This is a genomic window from Kitasatospora gansuensis (genome assembly GCF_014203705.1).
Taxonomy (GTDB): domain Bacteria; phylum Actinomycetota; class Actinomycetes; order Streptomycetales; family Streptomycetaceae; genus Kitasatospora; species Kitasatospora gansuensis.
Window position 1 is genome coordinate 6,167,917 of the sequence record NZ_JACHJR010000001.1, and the last position, 25,640, is coordinate 6,193,556.

A 25,640-nucleotide genomic window follows, 5' to 3' on the forward strand; every position below is an offset into this window, starting at 1 on the left:
ACCATGGCTGTTGAGCTGCCCGAGCCCCTGCAGTGGGTCCTGATGCTGCTGGCCGGTTCCCGTTGGCCCGAGGGCGACGAGGACCTGATGCGCGACATGGCCCGCCGCTGGCGATCCAGTGCCGAGACGATCGAGGAGGCGGGCCGGGCAGCCGACTCGGCGGTCAAGCGCGCGTTGGACGGCCAACAGGGCTCCGCCGCCGAGAAGGTGGAGAAGGACTGGGGCAAGCTGATGCTGCCGGTCGAGGGCGACAACCCCGGTTTCTTCCCGGGCATGGTCAAGTCGTGCAACGCGATGGCCGACGCCCTGGAGGCGATGGCCAACTCCACCGAGACCGCGAAGATCTCCATCGTCGCCCAACTCGGCATCCTGGCCTTCGAGATCGCCACCGCCGAGGCGGCCGCTCCGGCGACGGGCGGCGCCTCGATGGCGGCGATCCCGATCGCGGTCGAGACGAGCAAGCAGACCGTCAGGCAGATCCTCACGCGCCTGGCGAAGGAAGCCGTCATGGTCGCGTTGAAGCAGGCCTTCCAGGGGCTCGCCATCAACCTGCTGGCGCAGACCATCCAGGTCGCCGCGGGCAACCGCAAGTCGCTGGACGGCAAGGAGCTCGGCATGAGCGCGGCCGGCGGCGCAGCCGGTGGCGTCGGCGGCCACCTGGTCGGCAAGGGCCTCGGCAAGGCCGGTACCAAGCTCATCGGCGAGCGCATGCAGAGCCTGCCCGCCCAGATGGTGCACGGCGCGGTCGTCGGCGTGGCCGGTGACGTGATCGGGCAGCTCGCCACCACCGGCAAGGTCGACGCAAGCAGCCTCGGCGGTTCCGCCCTCAACGGCGGCGCCAGCCCGGGCATCATGCGCGGCGCCTCCGCCTTCAAGGGGAAGTTCAACGCGGGAAACATCCCGCACGCCTCCGACTTCTCGGGTGGTTCGGACAGCCCGGGGTCGAGCGGCTCCGGCTCCTCCGGTTCCAGCAGCTCCAACAGCTCCTCCGGCTCCTCCAACTCCTCCGGCTCCAACAGTTCGAACGGGTCCGGCTCGGCTGCCTCCAGCGGTTCGAACGCCTCAAGCGGTGCCAACTCCTCGAACGACTCCGGAAGTTCGAGCAAGCCCGATTCCCACGGGGACTCCACGTCGGGTAACCACGGCAAGCCCGATTCCCACGAGGACACCACGTCGGGTAACCAGGGCAAGCCCGATTCCCACGAGGACACCACGTCGGGTAACCAGGGCAAGCTGTCCGACATCGGGAGCGACGGGCACCACATCCGGCAGAACTACCCCGAGGGCGCCAACCCCGACGCGCCCGTCAGGCATGACGAGGGCACCGTCCCGCGCAGCTCCACCCCGGATCACGGCAACGCCGACACTCCCCCCGCGCGCAACCACACCGACGACGCCCCGCGGCCCTTCTCCACCGGCCGCGACAGCGTCACGCCGACCCCCGACTCCAGTCCGTACCAGGGCCCGACCGCCAACCACGCCGACAGCTCCGCCCCGCGCAACACCATCGCCCCGTACGAGGCACCTGCTGCCCGGACGCCGGACGCCGCCCCCTCCCCGATCTGGGGCGACAACTCCAACTCCCGGTCCCCGGAGCCGACTCCGGCGCAGGACCGCAGCCGTGACACCACGTCACACAGCGAGACGCCCACCCCGCGTGCCGAGGTGCCGACGCCGCGCGCCGAGGCCCCGGCCCCGGCTCCGACGCCGCAGCACTCCGGTCCGGCCCCGGACACCCAGTCGGCCCCTCAGGAGGGCGTCCGGCTCGCCTCCGGCCCGGGCAACTTCCGTACGCCGACGGCGACTCAGACCTCAGCAGGCCCAGAGTCGGGCCCGACCCTGCCGCCCGTCACCCCCGACCCGGTGACACCGCCTCCGGCTGCCGCTCCGGTGACGCCCGCCCCGGTGACGCCCGGACCGGTGTCCAGCGGCCCGGCGTCGCGTGGCGGCGGATCGACTCCGCCTGCCGGGGGCGCACCGGCCCCGCAGCCTCGGATGGAGACCCGCACCGAGCAGGGCGGCGGCAGCCGCCCCCACACGCAGGAGCAGCGCCGGCGCGAGCAGGAGCGCGAGCAGCGCCGGCACGAGTTCAACACCCGGGAGCACACCACCCCCGAGGCCCCGGTCGAGCCGAAGCGCGATGTGCCGACGATGGGTCAGCAGGAGCGGCTGGACACCCTCGGCAACCTCAAGCCCGAGGAGCGACGGAGGCTGGCGCAGGACAAGGAGTTCGTCGCCGAGCTGCGCAAGTCCTCGACGCCGGACGAGTTCGCCGAGTCGGCCGCACACCTGCTGGTCGAGGTCGACCCCCGTACGGTGCAGGGCGGTGCGGCGCGGCACGAGGCCCAGCAGCAGCTGGCGCGCCTGCTGCGTAACCCCGATGTGGCCGAGCGGTTGCTCACCAACGGTGTCGAGGTGGTGGTCGTCCCGAGGGACGTCCGGCTGACCGACGTGCCGGCCTTCGAGCACCTCAGCGGTCAGGGCGCGAAGGGCGAGTCCGGTCAGGGCCGTGGCTGGGACGACATCCGCGGCGTGAGCGACCGGAAGAGGGTGGCCATCACCGAGGAGAACCTGCTCGGCGAGAAGACCACCATCGGCAGGACCTCCAACTACGCCGACGGGTACTCGAGTACGACGCACGAGCTGGCCCACGCCGTCCACAAGAACGGGCTCTCGCCCGCCGAGAAGCAGCTCATCACCAAGTCGTTCCAGGAGAAGCTGGCCGCCGACTCCGAACGCACCGCCCAGTGGCCCGACGGCCCGCGCCAGGACACCAAGGGTGGGAAGAAGGAGAACTACAGCTCGGTCGACGAGCGGGAGTACTTCGCCCAGGCCACCAACTCCTACCTGTCGACCAACCACGGCAGGGACCCGCTGACCGGCCAGGCCCGCAACAACGGCTCCCACTGGGCCGGGCAGCACGAGCAGACCCTCCACCCGCTGCTGGAGCAGCTGTACGGCAAGACCCCGCTCGCCGCCCACACCGGCGGCCGCGCCAACCCGGTCGACCACACCGACGCGGTCTCCGCCGTCGGTGACTTCTTCCGGATGGCCGAGGGCCGGCCCGAGACGCACGACACGCCGTCCCCGCACGAGGACCGCACGCCGCCGCAGCACGAGAACGAGTCGCACGAGAACCGGCCGCACGAGGACACGGACACCGTCGAGGAGCCGTCGCCCGCGCCGCCGGTGCGCAACTCCCGGCCGCCGCTCAGTGAGGTCCCGCCCGAGAAGCGCGCCCAGATGCTCGAGTGGGCCTTCAAGGAGCAGGCCAGGAAGGACGCTTGGGGGAACACCGAGGAGCTGGATTCGCCCACGGTGAAGATTCCGCTGGAGGGCGGCGGCCACCTGACCGTCGGGCCGCGTGACAGTGACGGGCGCTACCCGGTGACGGAGCACACGCCCAAGCTCGAACCGAAGCCGCTGACCAAGAGCGACGGTACGCCGCTGCTCGACAAGCAGAAAAAGCAGAAGTTCGGGGATCCCGAACCGGTTTTTGAGAACGGCAAACCGGTGTTCGTGGAGCGACCGCTGGAGGCCAAGACCCTCAACGAGCTGTTCGAAGGCAAGCAGCGGCCGGAGACCGCGAATCCGACCGACGTGAAGCTGCAGCGCCCCGACAACAAGCTGGTCAGTCAGATCGAGCACGGTGGCAAGAACGGTGTGCCTGCCAAGAAGCTCGACATGCACTTCGACCAGGACGAGCACTCCTTCGCCCACTACTCCTTCACCAAGGGGACGAAGCCGGGTGAGGAGATCGACCCCCACCTGACGGTGGACAACGCCATGGCCACCTTGTTCGCGAAGATGGCGCCGCCGGACGGGGTGCCGGGGCGTTCCCACGACAACGCGTCGCAGTTCCTCGACGCGCGGGCCAACTCGCAGAACACGACCGATCCGATGACGAAGCTTCAGTACAACCAGATACTGAAGAACGAGCACCAGCTGGCGGAAGTCGACAACCTGCACTTCAACTTGGCCGATCCCAAGGGCAAGAAGGTCGACCCCAACCCGCCCGTGAATCTCAAGGAGTTCACCGACTTCATCGACAGTTCCCTGGAGCACCTGGGCGCGGGCAAGGACCTCCGGGACGTCATCACCGGGTCGACCGAGCGGCTGGCCGAGGGCAAATCGGTCCAGGGCCCTGATCCCAAGAACCCTCCCCGGCCGTCGCACGTGAAGCGCGAGCTGACCTCGATGATCATGGACGAGGGCGCCAAGCCCGACTTCGCGAGGTTCGTCACCCTGGTGACCAACCGGAACGGCGTGCACGAGGTGCCGCCGCTGCTGGACAAGCTGATGCGGGACCACAACGACACCATCGGCCTCACCCGCGCGGAAATCGACCAGCTCAGGAACTCGGACAAGCTGTCCGCAGAGCTCGTGAACAGGATCGACGCGCACTTCCCGGCGGCCGACGAGCGGCTGAGGACCGCCCAGGCGGAGGTCGACGACATCAAGAAGCGGGGCAAGAGCGCCCTGGCGGCGGGCAACAAGACCTTGGCCAGGGAGATCCTCGCGGAGATGGGGCCGGCCCAGGAGAAGCTGGCCCGGGCCCAGGCCGACGCCAACGAGTACCGGTCGTCGCCAGGCGCCGGTGGCGCGGGCGCCATTCACGAGGCCATCGCCGACCACCACTGGAACACCATCAAGGAGTGGGTCCGCGACCCGCTGAGCGCCACGCCCGAACAGAGCTCCTCATCCTCGGCGCCGCCCGAGCAGAGCTCCTCGGCCTCACCCGCGCCGCCCGGCGATGCGGACCTGCCGTCCCCGGCTCCGCCCGCCGATGGGGACCTGCCGTCCCCGCGGGCCGCGAACGAGGGCGGCACCTCGCGGAGAGGCGAGCAGGACGCGCTGGAGGAGGCCGCCCTCGACCTGCGCGGGGATCCCCAGGCGGTGCTCGACCGGTTGGAGGCGAAGTTCGGCACGCCTGACGCCGGCTCCGCCGACCGGGTGCGCCAGGTGCTCGACAACGGTGGCAGCTTCGACCAGGTGCTCGGCGCGCACCTCGGGCACGCGCTGGACTCGGGCGGCTCCGGCAATCTGGTGTACGCGATGCAGAACGGTGCCTCGGCCGACACGGTCAAGTACCTGTTCGGCAGCGGTGAGCGCACACCCGACGTGGTCGGCCAGCTCGGCACGCACCCGGAGTGGGTGGACCCGAAGCAGATGGGCCGCTGGCTCATGGGCAGCACCATGCAGGGCCGCAACGAGCCGCTGGTCCGGCTGAACGAGGGCTTGGCGCAGAGCGGGCACGGCGGCGGTTCGCTGCTCTACCTCGGTGGTGACGCCGACATCGAGCACGCGCTCTTCACCACCGGCACCAAGGACCTGACCATCGTCTCGACCGACCCGAGTGTGGCGGACCGGACGCAGTTCCTGGCGACCAACAGCGACTCCATCAAGGCGAAGCTGGAGAAGTTCGGGCCGGACCACACCGTGACCGCCGTGCCGATCGGGACGCAGGGGACGCACTTCACCGTCACGGACGCCAGCGGCAACACCGTCGCCGATGTGCGCTACCACTCCATGACGTACGACGAGTTCCTGAAGGGTGACGGGCCGGGCGCCGGCCAGAAGTTCGACTTCGTGATGGAGAAGGACTCCTGGTTCAGCGACTGGAAGGACCAGTCGGGTGCCTCGTTGAACCACGCCGACATCGTCGGCCGGGTCGGTGACTCGCTGAACAACGGCGGACACTGGATCGGTGGTTTCGAGCCCGGCGTGAGCGCGGGTACGGACCAGCTCTTCCACGACCGGACGAGCGAACTCACCACACACGCGAACACCCACTGGGGCGGCCAGGAGCAGCTGCACGTCCGTCAGCGGCAGGACCAGGTCGAGCTGCCGCCGCAGCAGCATTCGCCGAGTGTCCTCAAAACCTTCGAGATCGCGGATTCCGTCCTGCAGGGGCACCCGGTCGTCGAGGGCATGAGCGTGGCCGACTTCCACGAGCACATCGTGACGTCGGTCGCCGAGTACGCCCTCGCCTACCGGGATGAGGGTGACCGGCACACCGGCCTGGTCTCGGAGCGCCTGGCCGACTGGTTCCGGGACGGTGGCAACGAGCGTCCCGACCCGGTCGCCATCCGCGCGACCCTCGACGAGGCTCTCGCCAGGGCCGATGCGGACGAACCCTCGCCCGCGCCGCCGGGGTCCCCCGAGGAGATCCACCTCGACGCCGCCCGCTCGGGCGGAGCCGACCTGCCCACGCCCGCGCCGCCGAGCCACCCGGGAGAGAGCCGTCCGGAGCAGAACCGCCCCCGGACGGAGGACCAGCCCGCGCCTCCGCCGCCGAGCCAGGAACTGCGGTTCGGCCCGGTGTCGCGTGGCGCCGGATCGACTCCGCCTGCTGCGGGTGCTCCGGCCCCACAGCCTCGGACGGATACCCGCACTGAGCCCAGTAGCCGCCCCCACACCCAGGAGCAGCGCCAGCGCGAGCAGGAGCGCGAGCAGCGCCGGCACGAGTTCGACACCCGCGAGCACACCACCCCGGAGACTCCGGTCGAGCCGAAGCGCGATGTGCCGACGATGGGTCAGCAGGAGCGGCTGCACACCCTCGACAACCTCAAGCCCGAGGAGCGACGGGCACTGGCCACGGACCAGAAGTTCGTCGCCGAGCTGCGCAAGTCCTCGACGCCGGACGAGTTCGCCGAGTCGGCCGCGCACCTGCTGGTCGAGGTCGACCCCCGTACGGTGCAGGGCGGCGCGGCGCGGCACGAGGCCCAGCAGCAGTTGGCCCGGATGCTGGGTAACCCCGATGTCGCCGAGCGGATGCTCACCAACGGTGTCGAGGTGGTGGTCGTCCCGAAGGACGTCCGGATGACCGACGTGCCGGCCTTCGCGGATCTCAACGGCCGGCGCCCGGAGGGCGAATCCGGCCAGGGCCGTGGCTGGGACGACGTCCGGGGCTCTGCCTTGAAGAAGGTGGCCATCACCGAGGAGAACCTGCTCGGCGAGAAGACCTCCATCGGTGACACCCCCCACTACGCGGACGGGTACTCGAGCACCACGCACGAATTCGCCCACGCCATCCACGAGTTCGGGCTCTCGAAGGACCAGAAGCTGGCTGTCACCGAGATCTTCGAACAGAAGAAGGCGAGCGACGGTACGTCCGACCGGCCGGTCCAGTGGCCAGACGGTCCGCGCCAGGACACGGACGGAAAGGCGATGGAGAACTACAGCTCCATCGACCAGCACGAGTACTTCGCCCAGGCCACCAACTCCTACCTGTCGACCAACCACGGCAAGGACCCGCTGACCGGCCAGGCCCGCAACAACGGCCCCCACTGGGCCGGCCGGCACGAACCGGCGCTGCACTCGATATTGGAAAACCTCTACGGCAAGGACCCGCTCGCCGCTCACCCGGGCGGCCGGGCCAACCCGGTCAACCACACCGAGGCCATGTCCGGCGTCGGCGACTTCTTCCGGATGGCCGAAGGACGGCCGGACGAGACCCCGGCTCCGCACGAGGAGCAGCCGCACCCGGCCGCGCCGCACGACCCGGCGTCCATGCGCCCTGACGCACCGTCCGACGACGACGGGTCGCGGCCCGCGCCTCCGGGCTCGACCGCGCCCCCGGCCTCCGGTGGGTACGAGCACAAGATCGACGGCAAGAAGGCCGTCGACGCGATCGAGAAGTTCCTCGGCGACTCGAAGGAGTTCGCGCAGGTCCGCCATAAGGTCGCGAAGTACGAGCGGGCGGATCTGGTGGACGCTGACACCACCGCGATGCTGGCCCAGTACCGGCAGCAGAAGCACCTGCACGTGGACATGCTCTCCCGCAACGCGGAGGAGCTCTCCCAGACGATCGCGCGGTTGGAGGGGCAGGTCGATAAGTCGGCCGCTGATCTCGGTGCGCTGAGCCGCGCCCGGGAGCAGCAGGACCGGATGGCGATCTTCGAGCACGAGCGGCTGAAGGATACGCTGAAGGATCCGCTGAACGCACCGGAGCTGGCAGCCCGGACGTGGGCGCGGCGGGACGCGGAGGCCCGCGTCCTGCCGGGCAGCATTGAGCGCATCAAGCTCGAGCAGGCCCGTAACAATGAGCTCCTGGCCACGGCTAAGGAGCACAAGAAGAACGCCAACAAGGACACCATCGGCGTCTACACCGACCGGGTCACGGACCTTGATCGTCGCCGCACCGAGCTGGAGGGGGACCTCAAGCAGCGCGAGAAGGATTTGGCCGACGCGAGGAAGGCGCCGCAGTCTCCCGCTCCCGCTCTGCCGCCGGGCTTCCCGCCGAAGGGCGGGGTGCCCGAACCGACGACGAAGCAGGACTGGCAGAAGCTGGACAACAGCTACCGCACGGCGTTCGGCTATTCCGACCACGGTGTGCTGGGGCAGGAACCGCACGCCGAGAAGGTCGTGGTCCGGAGCGGCAAGAGGACCGAACTGGCCCCGGCGAAGGTCAACCGCAACCATGTGATCGCCGACTACATGGTGCACAAGTACGTGGCGGCGGCCGTGTTCAAGGCACGCTCGCTCGACCCGGATTCCCACCGGGCGGCGTCGGAGGCGTTCGGCGACTTCGTCACCGACATGGCGCCCGACCGGCACCGGATCTACGACAAGTACGGCAACGACGCCGCAGGCCGCCTCGCCACGGGCGGTCTGGAGGAGGCGGTGCTGGTCCGCCGCGACCTCGAGGCCAATGAGCACACCGTGGACCTGGGAGCCACGTACGGCAGCGCCTTCGGCAAGGCGTTCGACCTGGCCGGTGTCGGTGACCACCAGAGTGCTCTCAAGGCCCGAGCGGAGCTGGAGCACAGGCTCGGCCGGTCGGGCCTGGACGTGGTGGCGCGGCCGGAGCTGGACTCGCTCGCCAAGGCGGTCGACGGTGTCCACCCCGGCCGGCCCACCCCGGAGCAGCTCAAGGCGGTACACGACGCCGTGGGGCAGGTGCAGCAGAAGGTCAAGCAGCAGGCGGTCGAGGACCTGGCCCTGATCAACGGCGTCACCGGCCCCCGATTGCTGGACGACACGGCGGCGGCGCTGCGTACCTCGGCCGGCAGCGGTCGCCCGCTCACGCCCGCGAGCCGGGAGCGGCTGGCCGGGCAGCTGGACGACCTGGCCGCCCGCTACACGAAGGCCGGCGGGAATCCGCAGGCGCTGAAGGACCTCGCCGGCGATCTGCGGACCGACCCTTCCAAGGCCGGCCCGGACCAGCTCAGGAAGCTCGCGGACCAACTGCCGAACGACCGTGCCGCGCTGCGGCAGGGAGAGGTCACGCAGCGGCTGGGCGAGCTGGACGACTCGCAGCAGTCCAAGCTGACGCTGGACGACGCCCGTAGCCAGCTCAAAGCTGCGGAGGAGGAGCGTGACAGTCGTCAGACGGCTCGGGACAAGGCCGACCAGCTGATGAAGGACGCCGAGGCAGCCGAGGCCAAAGCCAAGGGCGACGCCGCAGCGGAGAAGAAGGCGGCGAACGCGCTGAAGAAAGTCCAGAAGAAGCAGGAGGAAGCGCACGAGAAGCTGGCAGCCGCCGAACGGAACGTCACCACCGCCACCGCCGTGCGCGACTGGGTGCACGAGGTGTACTACAAGCAGGGCCTGGTGACCCCGAAGGAGCAGCAGGACGCTGCCCGGGTGGCATGGGCCGTTGCCGACCAGGAGCTGGTCGGTAAGCAGTACGGCGGCGCGTTCGCCCGCGCCGGGGCCGGCGAGAACCACCCGGCCGGGATGTTCGACCAGGCGCTGACCGCCAGGGTCGAGGACGTCCCGGGGCTGATCGAGGAGATCACCGCCGGGCTGTCCAACAGTGCCTCGAACCTGCGCTTCGGCGACGAGACGGTCAACAAGTGGATCCAGAACTTCCTGGACCCGCACGTCATCCGGGATCCCGACGTGCTGACCGCTGTCGCCCACGGGCAGTTGCCGGCCGAGTCGCTCTACTCGCCGCACACGGCAGACCTGCTCCAGGCCGTGTACAGCCTGGAGGCCAACGGCCTGGCGCCGAAGGAACTGCGCGCCCTCATGGCCCCCAAGACGCAGGCCGACATGGAGAACGTGCTCACCTCGGGGAAGAAGGTCCCGAGCCCCAGCGCCGTCAACATCGGTGACGATCTGCACATCCTGGACGACAAGGCCAAGCCGGTACCGGTCTCCTCCTCCGGTGACTTCGCCAACCGTCCCGGCCAGCGGCCGGGCCCGCTCCCGGCCGGGGCCGAGGCGCTGCCCAAGCCTCCCCGGGACACTCAGGGCGTCGCGGCCGGCGGGGCGGCGAAGCATGGCCGCGACAGCGACGCGGACCAGCTCGCGGACCACCTCGCGGAGCTGAAGGTGCAGCGGCGCAACTCGGACGGCGACACGGAGATGAGGTCGCCGGCGCCTCCGGGATCCGGCCGCCAGTCGCCGTCGCCGGCGCCTCCGGGCTCGGACCCCGCCGCAACGCCGCGCGGCTTCGGCTCTGTGCATCAGGAACACGAGCAGCAGACCGCACACGAGCAGCACGACGACCAGCAGACCCCGCACGAGCCGGAGCCCCAGCACCACGAGGAGCAGCAGGCCCCGCACGAGCAGCAGGACGACCAGCCGCCCGCCGCCGCCGACGACGACCAACCGGCCGCCGAGCCGCTGCTCCCGCCGGTGGGCACGGTGGAGCGGTGGATGGTCGAGGATCCGGCGAGCCTGTTTGATCGCGTCTCGGTCTCGGTGGACTTCCCCCAGGGCGTGATGCAGCGGATGCCGGGAGTGGACCCGCACCGGGCGAACGCCTTCATCGCCGCGGTGGAGAACAGTGGTCAGCACTGGTTCACCATGGTGCCGGACCGGAAGAACGTCGTCGCCGGCAAGAATGGCTTCGTGCTGACCCCGGCGTGGGAGAAGTACGCCGAGCACGACCCCACCTTCCCCAAGCCGCCGAAGGGCGTGGAGCTGCCCCCCGTAAAGCCCGACCACTACTACGTCTCGGGCTCGTACGTGCCGTACAAGACCGGTCACCCGGACCCGCGCGTCGAGGGCGCGATCGGCAGGACCGTCGTCCCGCTGCACCCCGACCCCTCGCGGCCCGGCGAAGGACTGGTGATGACCGGCGGCATGAACGGCTGTGCCTATGCCATCACCGACGTGAACCAGGACAGCTTCACGGTGTGGCACTTCCAGTCGTACTCGTCCAAGTCGTACCTCGGCCACACCGCCGAGTTCCGAGCGACGAAGCCCGTCAGCGACTGGTTCGGTCTGGACGAGTACATGACGCCCGGTCAGCCGCAGCCCTACCGGGTGACCAACATCCTCAAGCATGGCCCGGCCGGCTGGGAGGTGATCAGCCACGAGGTGGTCGAAGAGACGGGTAACCATCACCGAGGGCGGCAGAACCGCCGTCCGCTGAACCTGGAGGCGCCGACCGAGGCGGACCGGGTCAGGATGACGACCGGGACCTACCACGTCACCGCCCGCGAGCAGTTGGAGCATTTCGACCGGTCGGCCGAGATATTGACCCAGAAGCTGGACCGCAACAGCCCGACCTTCGCCATGCTGGACGGGGAGATCACCGGCCTGCGCGACAAGCTGGTCGGCCAGCTGGACACCGTCAGCCGACTCCAGCAGCCCGGGCACACTCTCCAGGAGGTCCACGACACCGCGAACGCGCTGGCTGAGGCCGCGCCTGGACACGCGAGGGCGGCGGAGGAGAGCAGGGTGCTCATGGAGGCCTTGCTGCGGATGCTGCAGAACGAGCCCGCAGGTCCGAACAACGGGTCGTTCACCGGGCAGTCGACGCTCGACAACCTGCTCGGCGGGTTCGACCCGCAGAAGGGCGGCCACTGGATCGACCGGATGCGCAGCGACAGCGAGCGGCAGCTCGGCGTCCTGAACGCCGGGCAGACGCAGCCGGCGGGGGAGGGAACGGGCTTCGGCTCGGCCCACCCGGCTCCGCCCACGCACGAGCAGCCGTCGCACGAGCGGCCGTCGCAGGACGGTCCCGAGCCGATGGACATCGACCACCCGTCCGAGCGGGCGATGGAGCCTCCGAAGGACTCCGACGGGGACATCGTGATGGGCGGGGAGCGGAGCGACCGCAAGCGCTCCCGTGACGAGGACGACGAGGAGGAGGTCGGCCGGCAGCCCGACGACAAGCGTCGTCGTACGCCGTCGTACGAGAACACCTCGGGGGTGATGAACGACCGCGGGTACGAGTCGTTCGGGCCGGAGCACCCGCTGACCCAGCAGGTGAACGACTATGTCGGGGGCCCGGGGAAGGTCCACCCGCCGATGAGCAACTCGCTGCTGCAGAAGGTGAACCCGCACTCCGCGCCGGTGCATCCGGCGGAGGGGTTCCGCCCGGGCGCGGACCTGAACGCGTGCCTGGAGAACGTGGAGGCGTACCGGGACACGCACTTCGGGCGTCCCCGGGTGTCGGGTCAGACGATGCACGGCACCGTGGAGCCGATCCCCGGTAACACGCTGTGGAAGCGGCACGACGGGCCCGCGCTGTTCGGCGACGGCCCGGACGGCGTGCAGAAGCTGATGGACAAGGTGAAGGCCGGCGGGCCGGGTACGTTCGCCACCGTGCTGGGCACGGGCAAGCACGGCGACGGCCACGCGGTCGCGCTGGTCCACGACCGCGACGGCACGCTGCGCTGGGCCGATCTGACGGACCGCAAGGTCACCACGGCCAACGGGGCGATGCCGGATAACTTCGGCAAGGACTGGACGGTCTGGGCCTCCGTCGCCGGCCCGGGGGAGAACAACATCTCCGGGCCGCACGACCCGGACTTCATGGCGAGGTACAGCACCTACACCGGGCCCCGGACCGACCACGGGTCCGAGCCGATGGACGTGGACGGTTTCGGCACCTCGCACACCAACCCGGACGGCCACTCCACCACCGGCACCTTCCCGCCGGTCACCGACCCGCCGAAGCCCGCCAAGTCATGGGCCGCGCACCTGCCGCTCACCTCGGCCGCGAAGGACCGGGACGACGAGAAGGGCGCCCGCCGGCAGGCCAACGCCGACCGGGACAAGGCCGCGAACGACCTGGCGAGGTGGATGAGTATCCACGCCGGGCAGAGGCTGGGCAGGCAGGACGCGGCGGGTGTCTGGCACCTGGGCAGCGACACCGCCAACCCCGAGGTCAGCTACGACCCGGCCACCGGCCGGTTCACCTCCAGGCTCGACCCGACAACTCTCAACGACCGCTACAGCGGGGTCGTCGGCGCGGCGCGGGACCTGATCCGGAACGGTCTGCGCCGCGACGGCAACACCGACATGGACGCGCACTCGACGCTCTCCGGCGGCGACTTCCTGGTGGAGTACGGGCGCCAGAACCCGGAGACCAAGGAGTACTGGGCGACGCAGGACACCCGGGTGAACGAGATCGACGCCTTCGCCGACACGCTGGCGGCCGAGCACCGGCCGCTGCTGGACGCGCAGCAGGTGAACGACCTGCTGCCGGAACACCAAGAGGCCCGTCAGCATGCCGCCAATCTGCTGGAGCAGCACGACGGCTTCGTCCTCGGCGAGAACCACCGCGACGCGTCGACCTGGTCGTTCCTCAAGGAGCAGATGCCCGCATTGAGCGCCTCCGGCGTGCGGACGGTGTATCTGGAGCACTTCCGGGACGACGCCTTGCAAGCCGAGGTGACCGCGTTCATGGGCGGCGGCGCCCCGTCCCTCGTGCTCGACAAGGGCATCACCCGGCACGAGCAGCACTACGCGCTCCCGGCGGGCTCGGTTCTGGGCACGCTCACCGCCGCTCGGGAGCACAACGTCGACGTCCAGCTGGTCGACGGCTACCCCGCCCGTCGGCCGCAGCCGCCCGTGGGCGGTTCTGCCACCGAGGCCGGCGCCGTGATCCCGGAGAACTACCAGCGCGCCAGGCGGATGAACGCCTACACGGTGGAGGCGATCCGGGAGCACCGGGCGACTCCCGGCGTCGACGGCAAGTACGTGGTGGTCCTGGGCGCCGCGCACGTCGGCCTGCACCAGGCGCCGCCGGGTCTGCCGGTCGCGCCCGGTGTCTCCGAGTCACTCGGCGTGCCGGGCGTCGCCTTCCGCCGTCCGGAGCAGGCCGCGGAGGGCGCGGGCACGTATGTTCCTGTGGCAGACCCGCTGAAGTTCCGTCAGATCCCGCAGCGTCCGGTGGTCGCGTAGCGGCGGTGTGCCGTCACTCGCCTTCCCCCGTGCGCACGCGGGGGAGGGCGGTCGGGTGGGTGTCGCGCAGGTAGGCGACCAGGTGTTCCCGGACGGCGAAGCGCAGCAGCGCGACGTCGTCCGGGGTGCGGGCGGTCATGGTGGCTCGGATGACGATGGTGCTCGGGGTGGTGTCGGTGACCTGGAGGGACCACTCGAGGGTGTCCCAGAGCGGGGTGGTGGGGAGGAAGTCGCCCAGGGCGGTGCGGAGTTCGCCGACCGGGGTGGTGTGGTCGAGGTGGAGCAGGACGGAACCGAGCAGGCCGGGGTCCTTGCGGGTCCAGTTCTCGAACGGCTTGCTGACGAAGTAGGAGGTCGGGACGATCAGGCGGCGGTAGTCCCAGAGGCGGATCACCAGGTAGGAGAGGGTGATCTCCTCGACGGTGCCCTGCTGGCCCTCGACGAAGACGGTGTCGCCGATCCGGACGGTGTCGCCGAAGGCGATCTGGAGCCCGGCGAAGAAGTTGCCCAGGGCGCTCTGGGCGGCGATGCCGGCCACGATGCCGATGATGCCCGCCGAGGCGAGCAGGCTGGCCCCGATGGTGCGCATGGCCTGGAAGGTCAGCAGCATCACGGCGACCGTGACGACGGCGATCAGGGCGCTGACGACCCGTCGGGTCAGCCCCAGCTGGGTCCGGACCCGCTGCACCCGGGCCGGGTCGGCGACCGCCTCGTACCGGGTGAAGAACGCCTCCAGCAGGGCGGCCACGATCCGGATGGCCAGCCAGCCGATACTGGCGAACAGCGCCAGCAGGAGCACGTGGTGGGTGTCGTCGCCCTCCAGGTCGAAGAGCCGTTCGATCGGCTGGGTGCCGATCAGCAGGCTGCTGCAGACCACCAGTTGGAGCGGGACGCGGCAGCGCCGCAGCAGCGCCCAGACCGGTGCCTCGGGGTGCCGGCCGGCCACCCGCTGGAGCACCTGGTCCGCCACCCAGCCGACCGCCAGCGTGACCAGGACGACGGCGAGCAGCGAGACGAGCGGCCAGAGCACGGGTACACCTCCACGAGGGCGGGGGCGATTTGCGCCCTGCTGTGACGGTATGTCGGCGGGCGTGCCGTGGCGCGGAGGCCCGGCGGCGGGGCCGGAAATCGGGATGCGCCCGGGGGTGCCGACGTGATGGGGTCGTCGGCCATGGACGATCTGATGACTGCCCGCTTGATGCTCCATCCGATGACCGTCGCCGAGGTCGAGCAGGTGCTGACCGGCGAGCGCGGGGAGGCCCGCTGGGCACCCGGATATCCCGGCGTGGGTGACGTCAACGCAGCCCGCCGTTTCCTCGACACCTGTGCGGAGAACGGCGATCCGCAGCCGCTCGGCTCGTACGAGATCCGGCGTCGCGAGGACGGCTGGGTGATCGGCGGCCTGGGTTTCCACGGCGTCCCGGACCGGACCGGCACGGTGACGATCGGCTACGGCCTGGTCCCGTCGGTGCGGGGGCAGGGGTACGCGTCCGAGGCGGTTCGCGCGCTGCTGGCCTTCGCGCGCTCGCGTGGCGTCGCCGCGGTGGAGGGGGACACCGACCTGGGGAACGTCGGGTCGCAGCGGGTCATGGTGGCGGCGGGCATGCGGCTGGTGAGGGAGGACGAGCAGCTGAAGTACTACCGGATCAGCTGGGACGGCCTCGACGGGCTGGGCGGCTGAGCCGGACGCCGTGGGGTCGGCGTCCGGCTCCCGGCTGGGGTCAGAGCAGGCCGTGCCACATCTGTTCGGTGACGACGGTCCACCAGGTGGTGTCCTTGCGGAAGGCATCGGGGTCGATCTCGGCGAGGCCGGTCTGCAGGGTGGCCAGGGCGGCTCCGGCGGCGTGCGGGTCGAGGCCGCTGAGCTGCGGGCGTTCGGTGGCGAGGAGGGCGAGGCTGCGGAGATAGGTGGAGACGGAGCTGTTGACGTAGCGTCCGCTGCCGGTGCGCGGGTGGACGGCCCAGACGGAGCCGGTCTCGTCGCCGGTGGTCTGGACGGCGATGGCGCACAGGCCGTCCGAGCCGATCCGGGTCCAGCCCGCGAGGATGTCGAGGGTCTGCGCCTCGACGGGGGAGCCGGCCGCGGTCAGGTGGGTGCTCAGGTCGGCGAAGAGGCCGCCGGGGGGTGGGGTGTCGGGGCGGTCGGCGGTGAAGAACAGCGGGAGTTCGGTGGGCAGTCCGGCCCAGGCGAGGGTGGAGCGGGTGGCCTCGGGCAGGGCGCTGGCGGCGAGGTCGTCGGCGTCGTAGCGGATCACCTGGCCGAAGGCGGCGGGGAGTTGGCGGCCCAGTGCCACGTCGCGGACCGGCTCGGCGGGGGTGACCTCGGTCGGCTGGGGCGCGGGCAGCGGGTTGGGCCTGGTGGCGGGCCGGGTGCTGCCGGTGAGCGCGGCGATGCCTTCGGCGCGTTCGGTGGCGGTGATGCCGTAGGGGTGGTCGAAGGTCACGGCGGCGGTGGGGAAGTGCCGCTCCAGCAGGGCGGCGCCGTAGCCGCCGGGCAGGGTGGCGGGGCGCAGCGCGGTGTGGATGGTGCGGACGGCGTCGGCAGGTACGCCACGGCGGGCCAGTTCGGCCACCAGTTGGTGTTCGACCGGGGGCCGTCCGGGGCCGGCGGTGAGTTCGAGGACGGTGTCCTCGCCGGTGGTGGGGTGCGGGTAGCCGGCGGTGAGGGTGTTGCCGGGGCCGGTGGCGGGGCGGCTGCGCTCGCGGTACGCCTCGATCACCTCATCGACGGGGACGGAGGACCACACGCTCAGCGCGCCGCTCTGACGGTCGATCACGCCGCACGCGTCACCGAGGTCGGCGGGCGGGCGCCGCTGCCCGGTGACCGGGTCACGCTCCAGCGGCGCCGGAGCCGCCCACACCACCCAGCCCAGGTCGAACTCCCGGAAGCGGACCTCACGCCGCGCGCTGCCGCTGCCGTTCAGCCAGGCGTCAGCCGTGCCGAGCGCAAGCTCCTGGGTGATCACGAAAACTCCTCGCTGTGCTGTGCTGTGTGAATGCTGTGCCGCCCGTACGGTTCTGCCGTTCGGCTGCTGGGCCGCTGTCATGCTGCCTTTGGCGCGCAGCGGGCCGGACTCGGTGAGGCTACCTGTTGCAAGGTCGAGACTGAACGAGGACAGCCCTAGCCGTAAACATTATGATCTTATGAGCAATGCTGTTCGCCGTGGGCCCAGTTGGTTCCACGGTGTGGGGAGCCGGGATCCAGGGGGAGAGATGGCTGCAGACCGGGAAGTTCCGGAGATCTCGGACGACGAACTGCTCGACGTGGCCGACAACCCGTCCCAGGCCAGGGAGCTGCGCCGCGCGCTGCGCACCCTCGCCGACTCGGACGCCGTCGGCGACCAGCTCCAGCGGATGGCCAGGGACGTGCTGGCCGGCCGGATCGGGATGCGCGAGGTCGTCCAGTCCGACACCTACCTCGGCGCGATCGGCGACCGGCTGGGCCAGATTCGTACGGCCGCCGAGAACCTGTCGCCGGCCGAGCAGGAGGCCTCCGAGGGCCGCGCCGAGAAGCTGCGCGAGGAGACCGAGGCCGAGTACGGGCCGGACGAGCCCGAGGAGTGGGAACTCGACCGGCACCGTCCCTGACGGTTTTTCCGGAGCGGGCGTCCCGTGGGTTCGTGAGGCGGACCGGCGGGGCGCCGTTCTTCGTGTTGTCGTGAAGTGCTCGTCATTACTGGGGGTTTGACGAAGTGTCGCTGATGTTGCCGGACAGTGTTGAGTGGGTCCTGGAGATGCTCGGCTTCGATTGGCCGAAGGCTGACGAGGACAAGCTCATGGAGTCCGCGCAGGTGTGGCGGGATTTCGCGGACACGGTCGATGAGTTGCACTATCGGGCGGCGGGTGCGGCGAACAATGTGCGTTCGGCGAACTCGGGTGATTCGATCGAGGCGTTCGGCAAGGCGTGGGAGAAGTTCTCGGCCGGGGGCAGTGACGGGTATCTGGCGGATGCGGCGACGGCGTCGCGGTTGATCGCGGCGGCGTTCGATGCGGCGGCGATGATCGTGATCGCGTGCAAGATCGCGGTGATTGCGCAGTTGGTGGTGCTGGCGGTGGAGATCATCGCTGCTCAGGCGGCTGCGCCGTTCACGCTGGGGTTGTCGGAGCTGGGTGCGGCTGGTGCGGTGCAGGCGACGAAGATGATTGTTCGTCGGTTGTTGAAGGAGCTTCGGGACGCTTTGGTGGAGGCGATCCTGGAGACGTTGAAGGAGCCGGTGGTTTCGGCGGTTCAGGCGATGATCAGTGATCTGATCGCGCAGACGGTGAATCAGGGTTTCGGTGCGCAGGACGGGTATGACCTGGGGCGGACGGGGAAGGCGGGCGCGGAGGAGTTCGTGACCGCGGTCAAGAACTCGGGTCAGACGTTCACGGAGGCGTTGCGGGACGGGGTGGGTTCGCGGGCTGGTGGTCATGCGCGTGGTGGGTTGGACAGTGCGGCGGGGCACGGCAACAACGCGGACTCGTCGGGGAGCAACCACGGCTCGGATGCGTCGAACAGCAACGACAGTTCGTCGCGGAGCAACGACAGTTCACCGTCGAGCAGTAGCAACCCCTCGTCGAGCAGCAGCCCTTCCGGTAACTCCCCCTCCTCGGCCAGCCCTTCGGGCAGCAGCCCCTCCTCCAGTTCCCCGTCCGGCAGCAGCCCGTCGTCGAGCAGCCCGTCGTCGAGCAGCACCACTCCGGACAGCACGCCGAGCCGGGACACCTCGCCGGGCAGTGACGGGCCGCGTTCGACGCAGCAGAGCCCGTCGCCGACCGCGAACGACCGCGGTTCCACGCCGCTGGACCCGTTCGGCACCCGGGTCGGCCCCGAGGCCAACACGCCGCAGGGGGACGCGGGTTCGACGCGGCCACCTGCCGGTGACAGCAGCACGCCGAGTCGCTCCGACGACAACGGCCGCACCAACACCCCGTCTCCGGAACCACGGTCAACCCCGGACAGCAACGGCCCGTCCCGTACGCCGGACGGTGACCCCGGCACGCGCCCGAACTCCGGCCCGTCCGAGGCCGGCCCCACTCGTACGCCCGACGGTGACTCCGGCACGCGTCCGAACTCGTCGTCTCCGGACGGGCCTTCGCGCACCCCTGACCACGAACCGGGCAGCCGTCCGGCCGCAACTGACGGTCCGTCGCGTACGCCGGACAGTGGTGACAGTCGTCCTCACCCGGGTCCGTCGGAGAGTGCGCACCCGACCCGTACGCCCGACCACGATCCCGGCAGCCGTCCCGCTCCCGCCGAGAGCACGTCGCCCGCGCGGGCTGACGACAGTCGTCCCAGCTACGGTCCGGTGCGTCCAGCCGAGCCGACCCCGAGCCACCAGCCCGCCCCGGCGGACATACCCGCGCCCCGGCACGAGAGCACTCCGGCCCAGACCCGCCCCGACGCTGCCCCACAGCCCGTCGCCACGACGCCGGACGCGCGAACCCCCGTGCACAGCACCACCCCTGACCACGCCACACCGGAGGCGCCTTCGTCCCGGGTCGACCCGCGGACCGCCTTCGCGGATCCGGCCGGTGCCACCACCTCGGACGGTTCCGGCACCTCGGCCCCGCGGCTGAACACCGCCGGCCTGGGCGCCACCGCCACCGCACCGCCGTCGGCGGGCCCGGACCACCGCCCCACCCCGCAGCCGACACCGGACACGCCCACCCCGGCCGCCACTCCCGGTGGTGTGCCCGGCGGTGTGCCGCACACGGCCAACCCGACGGCGTCGAACCCGACCACACCGGGGGCGAACCGGCCGACCGCGCCATCCACCCCGGCCACGGCACCCACCGTCCAGCCGCAGCGCCGCCCCGACCGCGACGGCCCCACCTTCACTCCGCGCCCGGCCGCCGACCGCGGCCCCGCGACGAACCGCCCCGACCCCCGCACCACGTACGCCAACCCCCGACCCGACATCCCGTCACGCCTGGACCCGACCGGTTCGAACAACAGCCGCCCCGACGCGACACGCCCCGATGGCACCCGGCCTGACCTCGGCTCTCGGCTGGACCCGACGGGTTCGAGCACCGCCCGTCCCGACGCGAAGCGCCCGGACAGCACCCGCCCTGACGTCGGTTCGCGTCTGGACCCCACCGGTTCCAACGCCACCCGTCCCGACAGCACTCGACCGGACGGCACCCGCCCGGACCTCGGGTCGCGTCTGGACCCGACCGGTTCGAACTCCACGCGCCCGGACACCACCCGTCCGGACGGCACTCGCCCTGACATCCCGTCACGCCTGGACCCCACCGGCTCGAACAACACCCGCCCCGACACGGCTCGTCCGGACAGCACCAGCCCTGACATCGGCTCACGCCTGGACCCCACCGGCCAGGACTCGGCGCGCCCCGACGACGCCACCGCCAAGGAGCCGCACCGTCCCGCCACCGCCGACCGTCCCGCCGGCAGTCCGGGCGGCATCCTCGACCCCACCGAGCGCGACCACCAGCGGGTCAACGACGCGACCCCGCACAACCCCGACGGCACCCCCGTCCGTCATCCCGACCCCAACGAGGGCAACTGGCCCGGCGCCATCAACGGCGACGACCCCAACGCCCCCGGCCGAAACAACAACTGCGTCGACACCGCCCTGGCCACCGTCGACACCTTCGACGGCAACCCCACCCCCGCCGGCGCACGCACCCCTGACCACGACGCCAACGGAAATCCCTCCGATCGCGGCGAGCGCAACGGCCGCGACCGCATCGAGAACGCCCTCGGCGCCAAGTTCAACGACATGGGCGACGGCCCCGCCGCCTACCGCCGCCTCGAAGACACGCTCCGTCAGAACGGCCACGGCTCCCAGGCCGTCATCATCACCACCGACGCGGACGGTCGCTCGCACGCCTGGAACGCCGTCAACCACAACGGCGCCATCACCTACATCGACTCCCAGACCGGCCAGCGCAGCGACAAGCCCCTGCACAACGGCGACAACGGCGTCTTCGCCATCCCCCTCGACCCCGACCGCAACCCCACCGAACCCACTCCCCACGCCGACCCCGATCACAATTCCGACAACGACCGCCGCGCCCCCGAAGAACCCGCCGGAAACGACGGCGACGGCAGGTACTCGGACGAGGCCGAGCGGCAGCGTGTCCGGAAGCAGGTGGAGAAGGCCAACAAAGAGCCTGAGTGGTTCAAGGAGCACTACAACCGGGAAGGCGACCGTCGCCGCATCGGTAAGAAGGATGAAAACGGGAACGAGATTCCTCAGCTGCGGCAGAACCCGGATTACCCGGCTGATTCGACCAGGTGGATCGCGGCTCAGGATGCGCCGCCGCCGGCAGCCGAGTCGTACAAGGACGGTGCCGAGGTCGAGCGTGCCTCCGCGGTTCCGGCAGATCGAGAGCGTTCCCAGAGGATCGAAGAGGCCGCCGAGAAGCGGGACGCCGCGCTGGCTAGGGACAAGGCCGCCGAGAAGGATCTGGAGGAAGCAAAGAACAAGCACGAACAAGACAAGACCGACGAGGCTGCCAAGGCCGAGTACGAGCGGCTCCGCCAGGACCACAAGGAACCGCACCATCTGATGGGCAAGGCCGGTGAAGAACTGGGCGACCGTGTGGCAGAGTTCCACGCCGTTCCGGAAAACTTCCCCGGAGCCGAGCGGATTGATGACCGGAAGGATGGCAACAACCGGTTCGACCAGATCTGGCAGCGCGAAGACGGCGGATTCGTCGTTGTCGAGGCCAAGGCTCCGTCAGCTGACCTGGGTGACCGAAAGGCGCTGAACGGGCGTCAGGTCATGCAGGGGCACCCGGATTATTTCGAAGCGATTCTCGCGCAGATGAAGGACCGCAAGGGCGACGACGGAACGGAAGCAGCCCTCGCGAGGAAGCTGCGAGCTGCCTGGAAGGCGGGAAAGCTGGACTACGTCATGGTCAAGGCCAAGGTCGATGGTCAGAATGGGTACGATGGCTATCTGATGAAGCAGTTCGATATCGGTACTCCAGGTGGGGAGGGCAACACCAGTGCTGGTGACAGTGGCACGCCATGAGCCGGATACGGACAAGGTCGCGCAGGTGATCGAGGTACTCGCCGGCATCCTGGCCGAGGAGTTGGCCGAGGAGCCGCTGACGGCCTGGGACCTGCACGGTGCGGTGGGCACGGCTCTGACGCTGGCTCGGAAGCGGGGGTTGCTCGACCCGGAGGCGGAAGAGATCGACACCTGGAACGCCTATGTCGGTGCGATGCAGGCGAGTTCGGCCGTCTTCGCGGCTGTCGTGGCCGAGGGACCGGTCGAGTGCCGGCTCGGTCGGCGCGGGGTCCGGGAGATTCCGGCGGTCGGGCCGCAGTACTTCACCGATGCCGGGTCGTGGGTCGATGCGTTCTGGCTGTCCGTCATCTGCCGGGAGCCGCAGCGGCTGGATCTGCTGAGCACGGTGCCGATCTCGGTGTTGCGTGACTCCGGGGCGCAGTTCGACGAGTACATCTATGCGTGGGCGGGGGCACTTCAGGCGTACCGGCGTAAGGCGCCGGAGCTGATGGAACTGCTGCTGGCGGCGATCGAGGGTACGGACCCCGACGTCGCGCGGGTGGCCGATCGTGAGGTGCTGCTCAAGCTGCTGTATCCGCCGATCGCCGCGCTCAACCAGCTGGTGCAGCGGGACGGGGAGAAGTTCAACGCGGCGCTGGCTCGTGGGCTGGAACTGCACCGGGAGTACTGGACGGCGGACGAGGACCGGGTGGAGGACTCCAACGGGTTCGTCTCGCTGCCCTTGTTGGCGATCGCCTGCCTGGCGCACGATTCCGGGCTGCCGGTCGAGGTGCAGTCTGACTACCTGCCGAAGCACCTGCTGCTGCGTAGTTGGGTCGGGGAGTATGACACCTGAGAGCTCTGCCGCCCGCGAGTCACGATGGTGAGTGCGGTGCGGCGCGTTGATGTCGATGATCCGATGGTCGGCATGGATACGGGGCTGCGGCTGACCTACGACGGCGAGCCGTTCACGGGTGAGGTGGTGGAAGGGGCGCTGGACGACCCGCTCTCACTGGAGACGTACCGGGATGGGTGGCTCAACGGCCCGTGGCGGCTGTGGTATCTGGACGGCAGTCCGAAGGCGCAGGGCGAGTTCGTGCAGGGTGGTCTCGTCGGTGAGGCTCTGGCCTGGCATCCCAACGGGCGGCTGGAGTCCCGGCGGCTGTTCACGGATACCAGCACGGAAGTGGCCGGCTACGCGTGGGACCAGGACGGTCGGGAGACCCGAAGCTGGCAGGCCGAGGTTTGAGCAGCGAACTCGGGCGCGCTGGAGCAAGCGCCGGCCGCTGATTGGCTCAAGGTTTTGGTGGACGCCGACACGGTGGTCGAGGGACTCGTCGGATCGGTGTTCGGGCTGGTGATGCTGTGTCAGGGGGCGGAGTCGGTGGAACTCGGTGGCGTCGATCCGGAGCGATGGATCACCGAGCGAGGAGGCGAGGTCCGGGTGCTTCAGCCCCGGCGAACGCGGCCGAGGGGCTGAGGCGGGGCGGAGCGCGATCGGCTCGCTCTGAGCTGGGACATAATCCGACGTATGACTGTCGTGATCGATCCCCAGAGCGTCGTGGAACGCCAGCTCGATGCCTACAACGCCCATGACCTCGATGCCTTCGTGGCCACCTACGCCCAGAACGTGGTGGTCCACCGCCGCGACGGCTCGCTGTGGGAGGGCTCGGAGGCGCTGCGTGATGCCTACCGTGACCAGTTCGCGGCGGGCCGGTGCCGGGCCGAGATCACCGGCCGCCGCGTCGAGGGTGGGTGGGTCGTCGATCACGAGACCGCGTACGGCATCACCGATGAGCCGATCCACCTGTTGGTGGCGTACCACGTACGTGACGGTCTGATCGACCAGGTCCGCTTCATGGCCTGAGCCGGCTCCTGGTTTTCCGCAGGATCTCCACTGACCTGACGAACCGTCGACCGGGCGCAGTCACGGCGAACCGCCCTGCTCGATCTGGTGGATGAGGCGCTTGAGGTGGCCGACCTCGTCCCGGAGGGCTTGTTCGCCGGCGGGAGTGAGGGTGATCCAGGTGCGGGGGCGGCGGCCTTCGTAGCCCTTCTCGATGTGGATCAGCCCGGCCTTCTCCAGGACGGTGAGGTGCTGGCCGAGGTTGCCGGCGGTGAGGTCGAGGGTGGTGCGCAGGAAGCCGAACTCGACGCGGCGGGCCGTGTGGGCGACGGTGAGGATGCCGAGGCGGACGCGCTGGTGGACGACGTCGTCGAGGCCGAGGGCGGGGTGCCGGTCGGGCCGGTCGGGCTGGTCGGGTTGATCGGTCACGACTCGCCGCGCCGGCGGGGCAGTTGGGCGAGGGCGAAGCCGAGGGCGCCGAGCAGCAGGAACACGCCGGAGACGAGCAGGCGGGGCAGGGCCGACCAGGGGGACAGGGGGCCGAGCCCCGCCCAGCTCGCGGTGACGGGCACCAGTTGGAGGGCGAGGTAGGCCAGGGCGAAGAGCAGCAGGGCGCGGCTGCGTTCCACCCAGGCGAGCACCAGCAACGGCAGCCCGACGGACGCGGCTGCTCCGGTGAACCGTCCGAGGAAGGTCGCCGCTCCCGAGCCGGGGTCGAGGTGCAGGCCCCAGAAGTCGACCGGCAGTCCCGGCGTCAGGTGCCGGAGGGTCCAGAACTCGGTGGCGGCCGCCAGTGCGACGAGGACGATCCCGGCGAGGACGTACGGCCGGACCGGGGTGCCGACCCCGCGGTTGCGCGAGCTGCGGATGTAGAAGAACGCCGTGGCGGCGTAGGCGAGGAGGAGCCCGAGCGTCCAGTAGAGCGGCGAGCCCTGCTTGGTGATGACGCAGCTCGCGATCGTGTCGGACGAGGAGTGGATCGGCGGGCAGGTGACGGTCCGGACGCTGAAGGTGAGGCGGCTGACCAGGATCCCGCCCAGTGTGAGCACGCCCAGCAGCAGGAGGGGGAGCCAGCTGCCGCGTTGGGTGGCGCGGACTCTGCGGGTCAAGTCGCCGAGGGTGGCGAGGAGTTCGTGAGGAGTGCCCGATGACGGGACGGATGCATCTGTCATGCAGTCAGCTTTCCATTACAGAGTAGTTGTGGCAAGAGACTGTTCCGAAGTTCCGGGAACGCATGGATCGAGTCAGGAAAGCGCCGGACTCTGGCCGGGTGATCGCCAACTTGGTTGACTTCAAGTGCACTTGAAGTGTGATGCTGATCCACATGACTACGGAATCCACCTCCCGAGCGGCGGACATCGAGGCGATCAACCGGCTCGTAGCCACCGTCGAGCACTCCCAGCAGCACAAGGACCCCGAGGAGTTCCTCGCGCTCTTCCATCCGGACGCGATCTGGACGACGGCCCACGGCAAGGTCCTCATCGGCCTCGACGCGATCGGCGAGTTCACCCGCAAGGTCCTCCCTGCGGCGAGCTGGGACGGCCAGGTCAGCTACCAGGTGGCCCACGTCCTGTTCATCCGCCCCGACGTTGCGGCGGTCAAGGTCCGTCAGCGCTACCTGTCCCCGGGGGAGGAGAGCGAAGGCGCTCCGCTGTACGTGGTCTCCAGGCAGGCTGACGGCCGCTGGCTGCTGACGGCCTGCCAGAACACGGGGGTCGTCGCCGACTGAGCACGGGTCCGGT

Annotated in this window: 12 protein-coding genes; 8 read left to right on the forward strand and 4 right to left on the reverse strand. The window is 70.2% G+C overall.

The annotated features are described in order from the left end of the window. The first annotated feature begins 3 nt into the window (after positions 1–3). The gene (locus F4556_RS27895) at positions 4–14,091 is read left to right on the forward strand and encodes a WXG100-like domain-containing protein (protein WP_184920795.1); all 14,088 of its coding nucleotides are present in this window, start codon (positions 4–6) and stop codon (positions 14,089–14,091) included. 13 nt (positions 14,092–14,104) lie between these two features. On the opposite strand, the gene F4556_RS27900 is transcribed toward F4556_RS27895, so the two are convergent. After that, the gene (locus F4556_RS27900; RefSeq protein WP_313068721.1) at positions 14,105–15,121 is read right to left on the reverse strand and encodes a mechanosensitive ion channel family protein; all 1,017 of its coding nucleotides are present in this window, start codon (positions 15,119–15,121) and stop codon (positions 14,105–14,107) included. Positions 15,122–15,262: 141 nt separating this feature from the next. Here F4556_RS27900 and F4556_RS27905 point away from each other — a divergent pair, with 141 nt between their 5' ends. Next, positions 15,263–15,772: a GNAT family N-acetyltransferase gene (locus tag F4556_RS27905; protein ID WP_184920805.1), complete on the forward strand. Its 510-nt coding sequence runs from the start codon at positions 15,263–15,265 to the stop codon at positions 15,770–15,772. A 40-nt stretch (positions 15,773–15,812) separates the two neighbouring features. Here the strand turns inward: F4556_RS27905 and F4556_RS27910 are convergent, their stop codons facing one another. Beyond that, complete coding sequence (locus F4556_RS27910; RefSeq protein ID WP_184920807.1) at positions 15,813–17,057, reverse strand: SUKH-4 family immunity protein; 1,245 nt, start codon at positions 17,055–17,057, stop codon at positions 15,813–15,815. A 247-nt stretch (positions 17,058–17,304) separates the two neighbouring features. Between F4556_RS27910 and F4556_RS27915 the strand changes: the two genes are divergently transcribed. The 5 genes from F4556_RS27915 to F4556_RS27935 all read left to right on the forward strand — a co-directional run bounded on the left by F4556_RS27915 (position 17,305) and on the right by F4556_RS27935 (position 23,919). Next, a complete protein-coding gene (locus F4556_RS27915; RefSeq protein WP_184920809.1) occupies positions 17,305–17,679 on the forward strand; it encodes a hypothetical protein in 375 nt (124 codons plus the stop codon). 113 nt (positions 17,680–17,792) lie between these two features. Then, positions 17,793–22,073 carry a toxin glutamine deamidase domain-containing protein gene (locus F4556_RS27920; protein WP_246511840.1) on the forward strand — a complete coding sequence of 1,427 codons (4,281 nt, stop codon included), beginning with the start codon at positions 17,793–17,795 and terminating at the stop codon, positions 22,071–22,073. 25 nt (positions 22,074–22,098) lie between these two features. Continuing rightward, positions 22,099–22,908, forward strand: coding sequence for an immunity 49 family protein (locus tag F4556_RS27925; protein ID WP_184920813.1), 810 nt, complete (start codon positions 22,099–22,101; stop codon positions 22,906–22,908). Positions 22,909–22,944: 36 nt separating this feature from the next. After that, entirely contained in the window at positions 22,945–23,301 is a 357-nt protein-coding gene (locus F4556_RS27930) for a toxin-antitoxin system YwqK family antitoxin (RefSeq protein ID WP_184920815.1), read from the forward strand. Positions 23,302–23,583: 282 nt separating this feature from the next. Beyond that, complete coding sequence (locus tag F4556_RS27935) at positions 23,584–23,919, forward strand: nuclear transport factor 2 family protein (RefSeq protein ID WP_184920818.1); 336 nt, start codon at positions 23,584–23,586, stop codon at positions 23,917–23,919. Between the two features lie 60 nt (positions 23,920–23,979). Here the strand turns inward: F4556_RS27935 and F4556_RS39215 are convergent, their stop codons facing one another. Together F4556_RS39215 and F4556_RS27945 are read right to left on the reverse strand one after the other, a co-directional pair. After that, complete coding sequence (locus F4556_RS39215; protein WP_184920820.1) at positions 23,980–24,327, reverse strand: winged helix-turn-helix domain-containing protein; 348 nt, start codon at positions 24,325–24,327, stop codon at positions 23,980–23,982. Continuing rightward, entirely contained in the window at positions 24,324–25,007 is a 684-nt protein-coding gene (locus tag F4556_RS27945; protein WP_184920822.1) for a hypothetical protein, read from the reverse strand. The genes F4556_RS39215 and F4556_RS27945 overlap by 4 nt, the downstream gene beginning before the upstream one ends. 215 nt (positions 25,008–25,222) lie before the next feature. On the opposite strand from F4556_RS27945, the gene F4556_RS27950 reads away from it, so the two are divergent. Then, a complete protein-coding gene (locus F4556_RS27950) occupies positions 25,223–25,627 on the forward strand; it encodes an SgcJ/EcaC family oxidoreductase (protein WP_184920831.1) in 405 nt (134 codons plus the stop codon). Positions 25,628–25,640 lie beyond the last annotated feature (13 nt).

What these genes read in the sequence shown, in the direction of transcription:
- F4556_RS27950 (WP_184920831.1), top strand. Translation starts at nt 25,223, where the DNA reads ATGACTACGGAATCCACCTCCCGAGCGGCGGACATCGAGGCGATCAAC.
- F4556_RS27920 (WP_246511840.1), top strand. Translation starts at nt 17,793, where the DNA reads ATGTTGCCGGACAGTGTTGAGTGGGTCCTGGAGATGCTCGGCTTCGAT.
- F4556_RS27915 (WP_184920809.1), top strand. Translation starts at nt 17,305, where the DNA reads ATGGCTGCAGACCGGGAAGTTCCGGAGATCTCGGACGACGAACTGCTC.
- F4556_RS27905 (WP_184920805.1), top strand. Translation starts at nt 15,263, where the DNA reads ATGGACGATCTGATGACTGCCCGCTTGATGCTCCATCCGATGACCGTC.
- F4556_RS27935 (WP_184920818.1), top strand. Translation starts at nt 23,584, where the DNA reads ATGACTGTCGTGATCGATCCCCAGAGCGTCGTGGAACGCCAGCTCGAT.
- F4556_RS27895 (WP_184920795.1), top strand. Translation starts at nt 4, where the DNA reads ATGGCTGTTGAGCTGCCCGAGCCCCTGCAGTGGGTCCTGATGCTGCTG.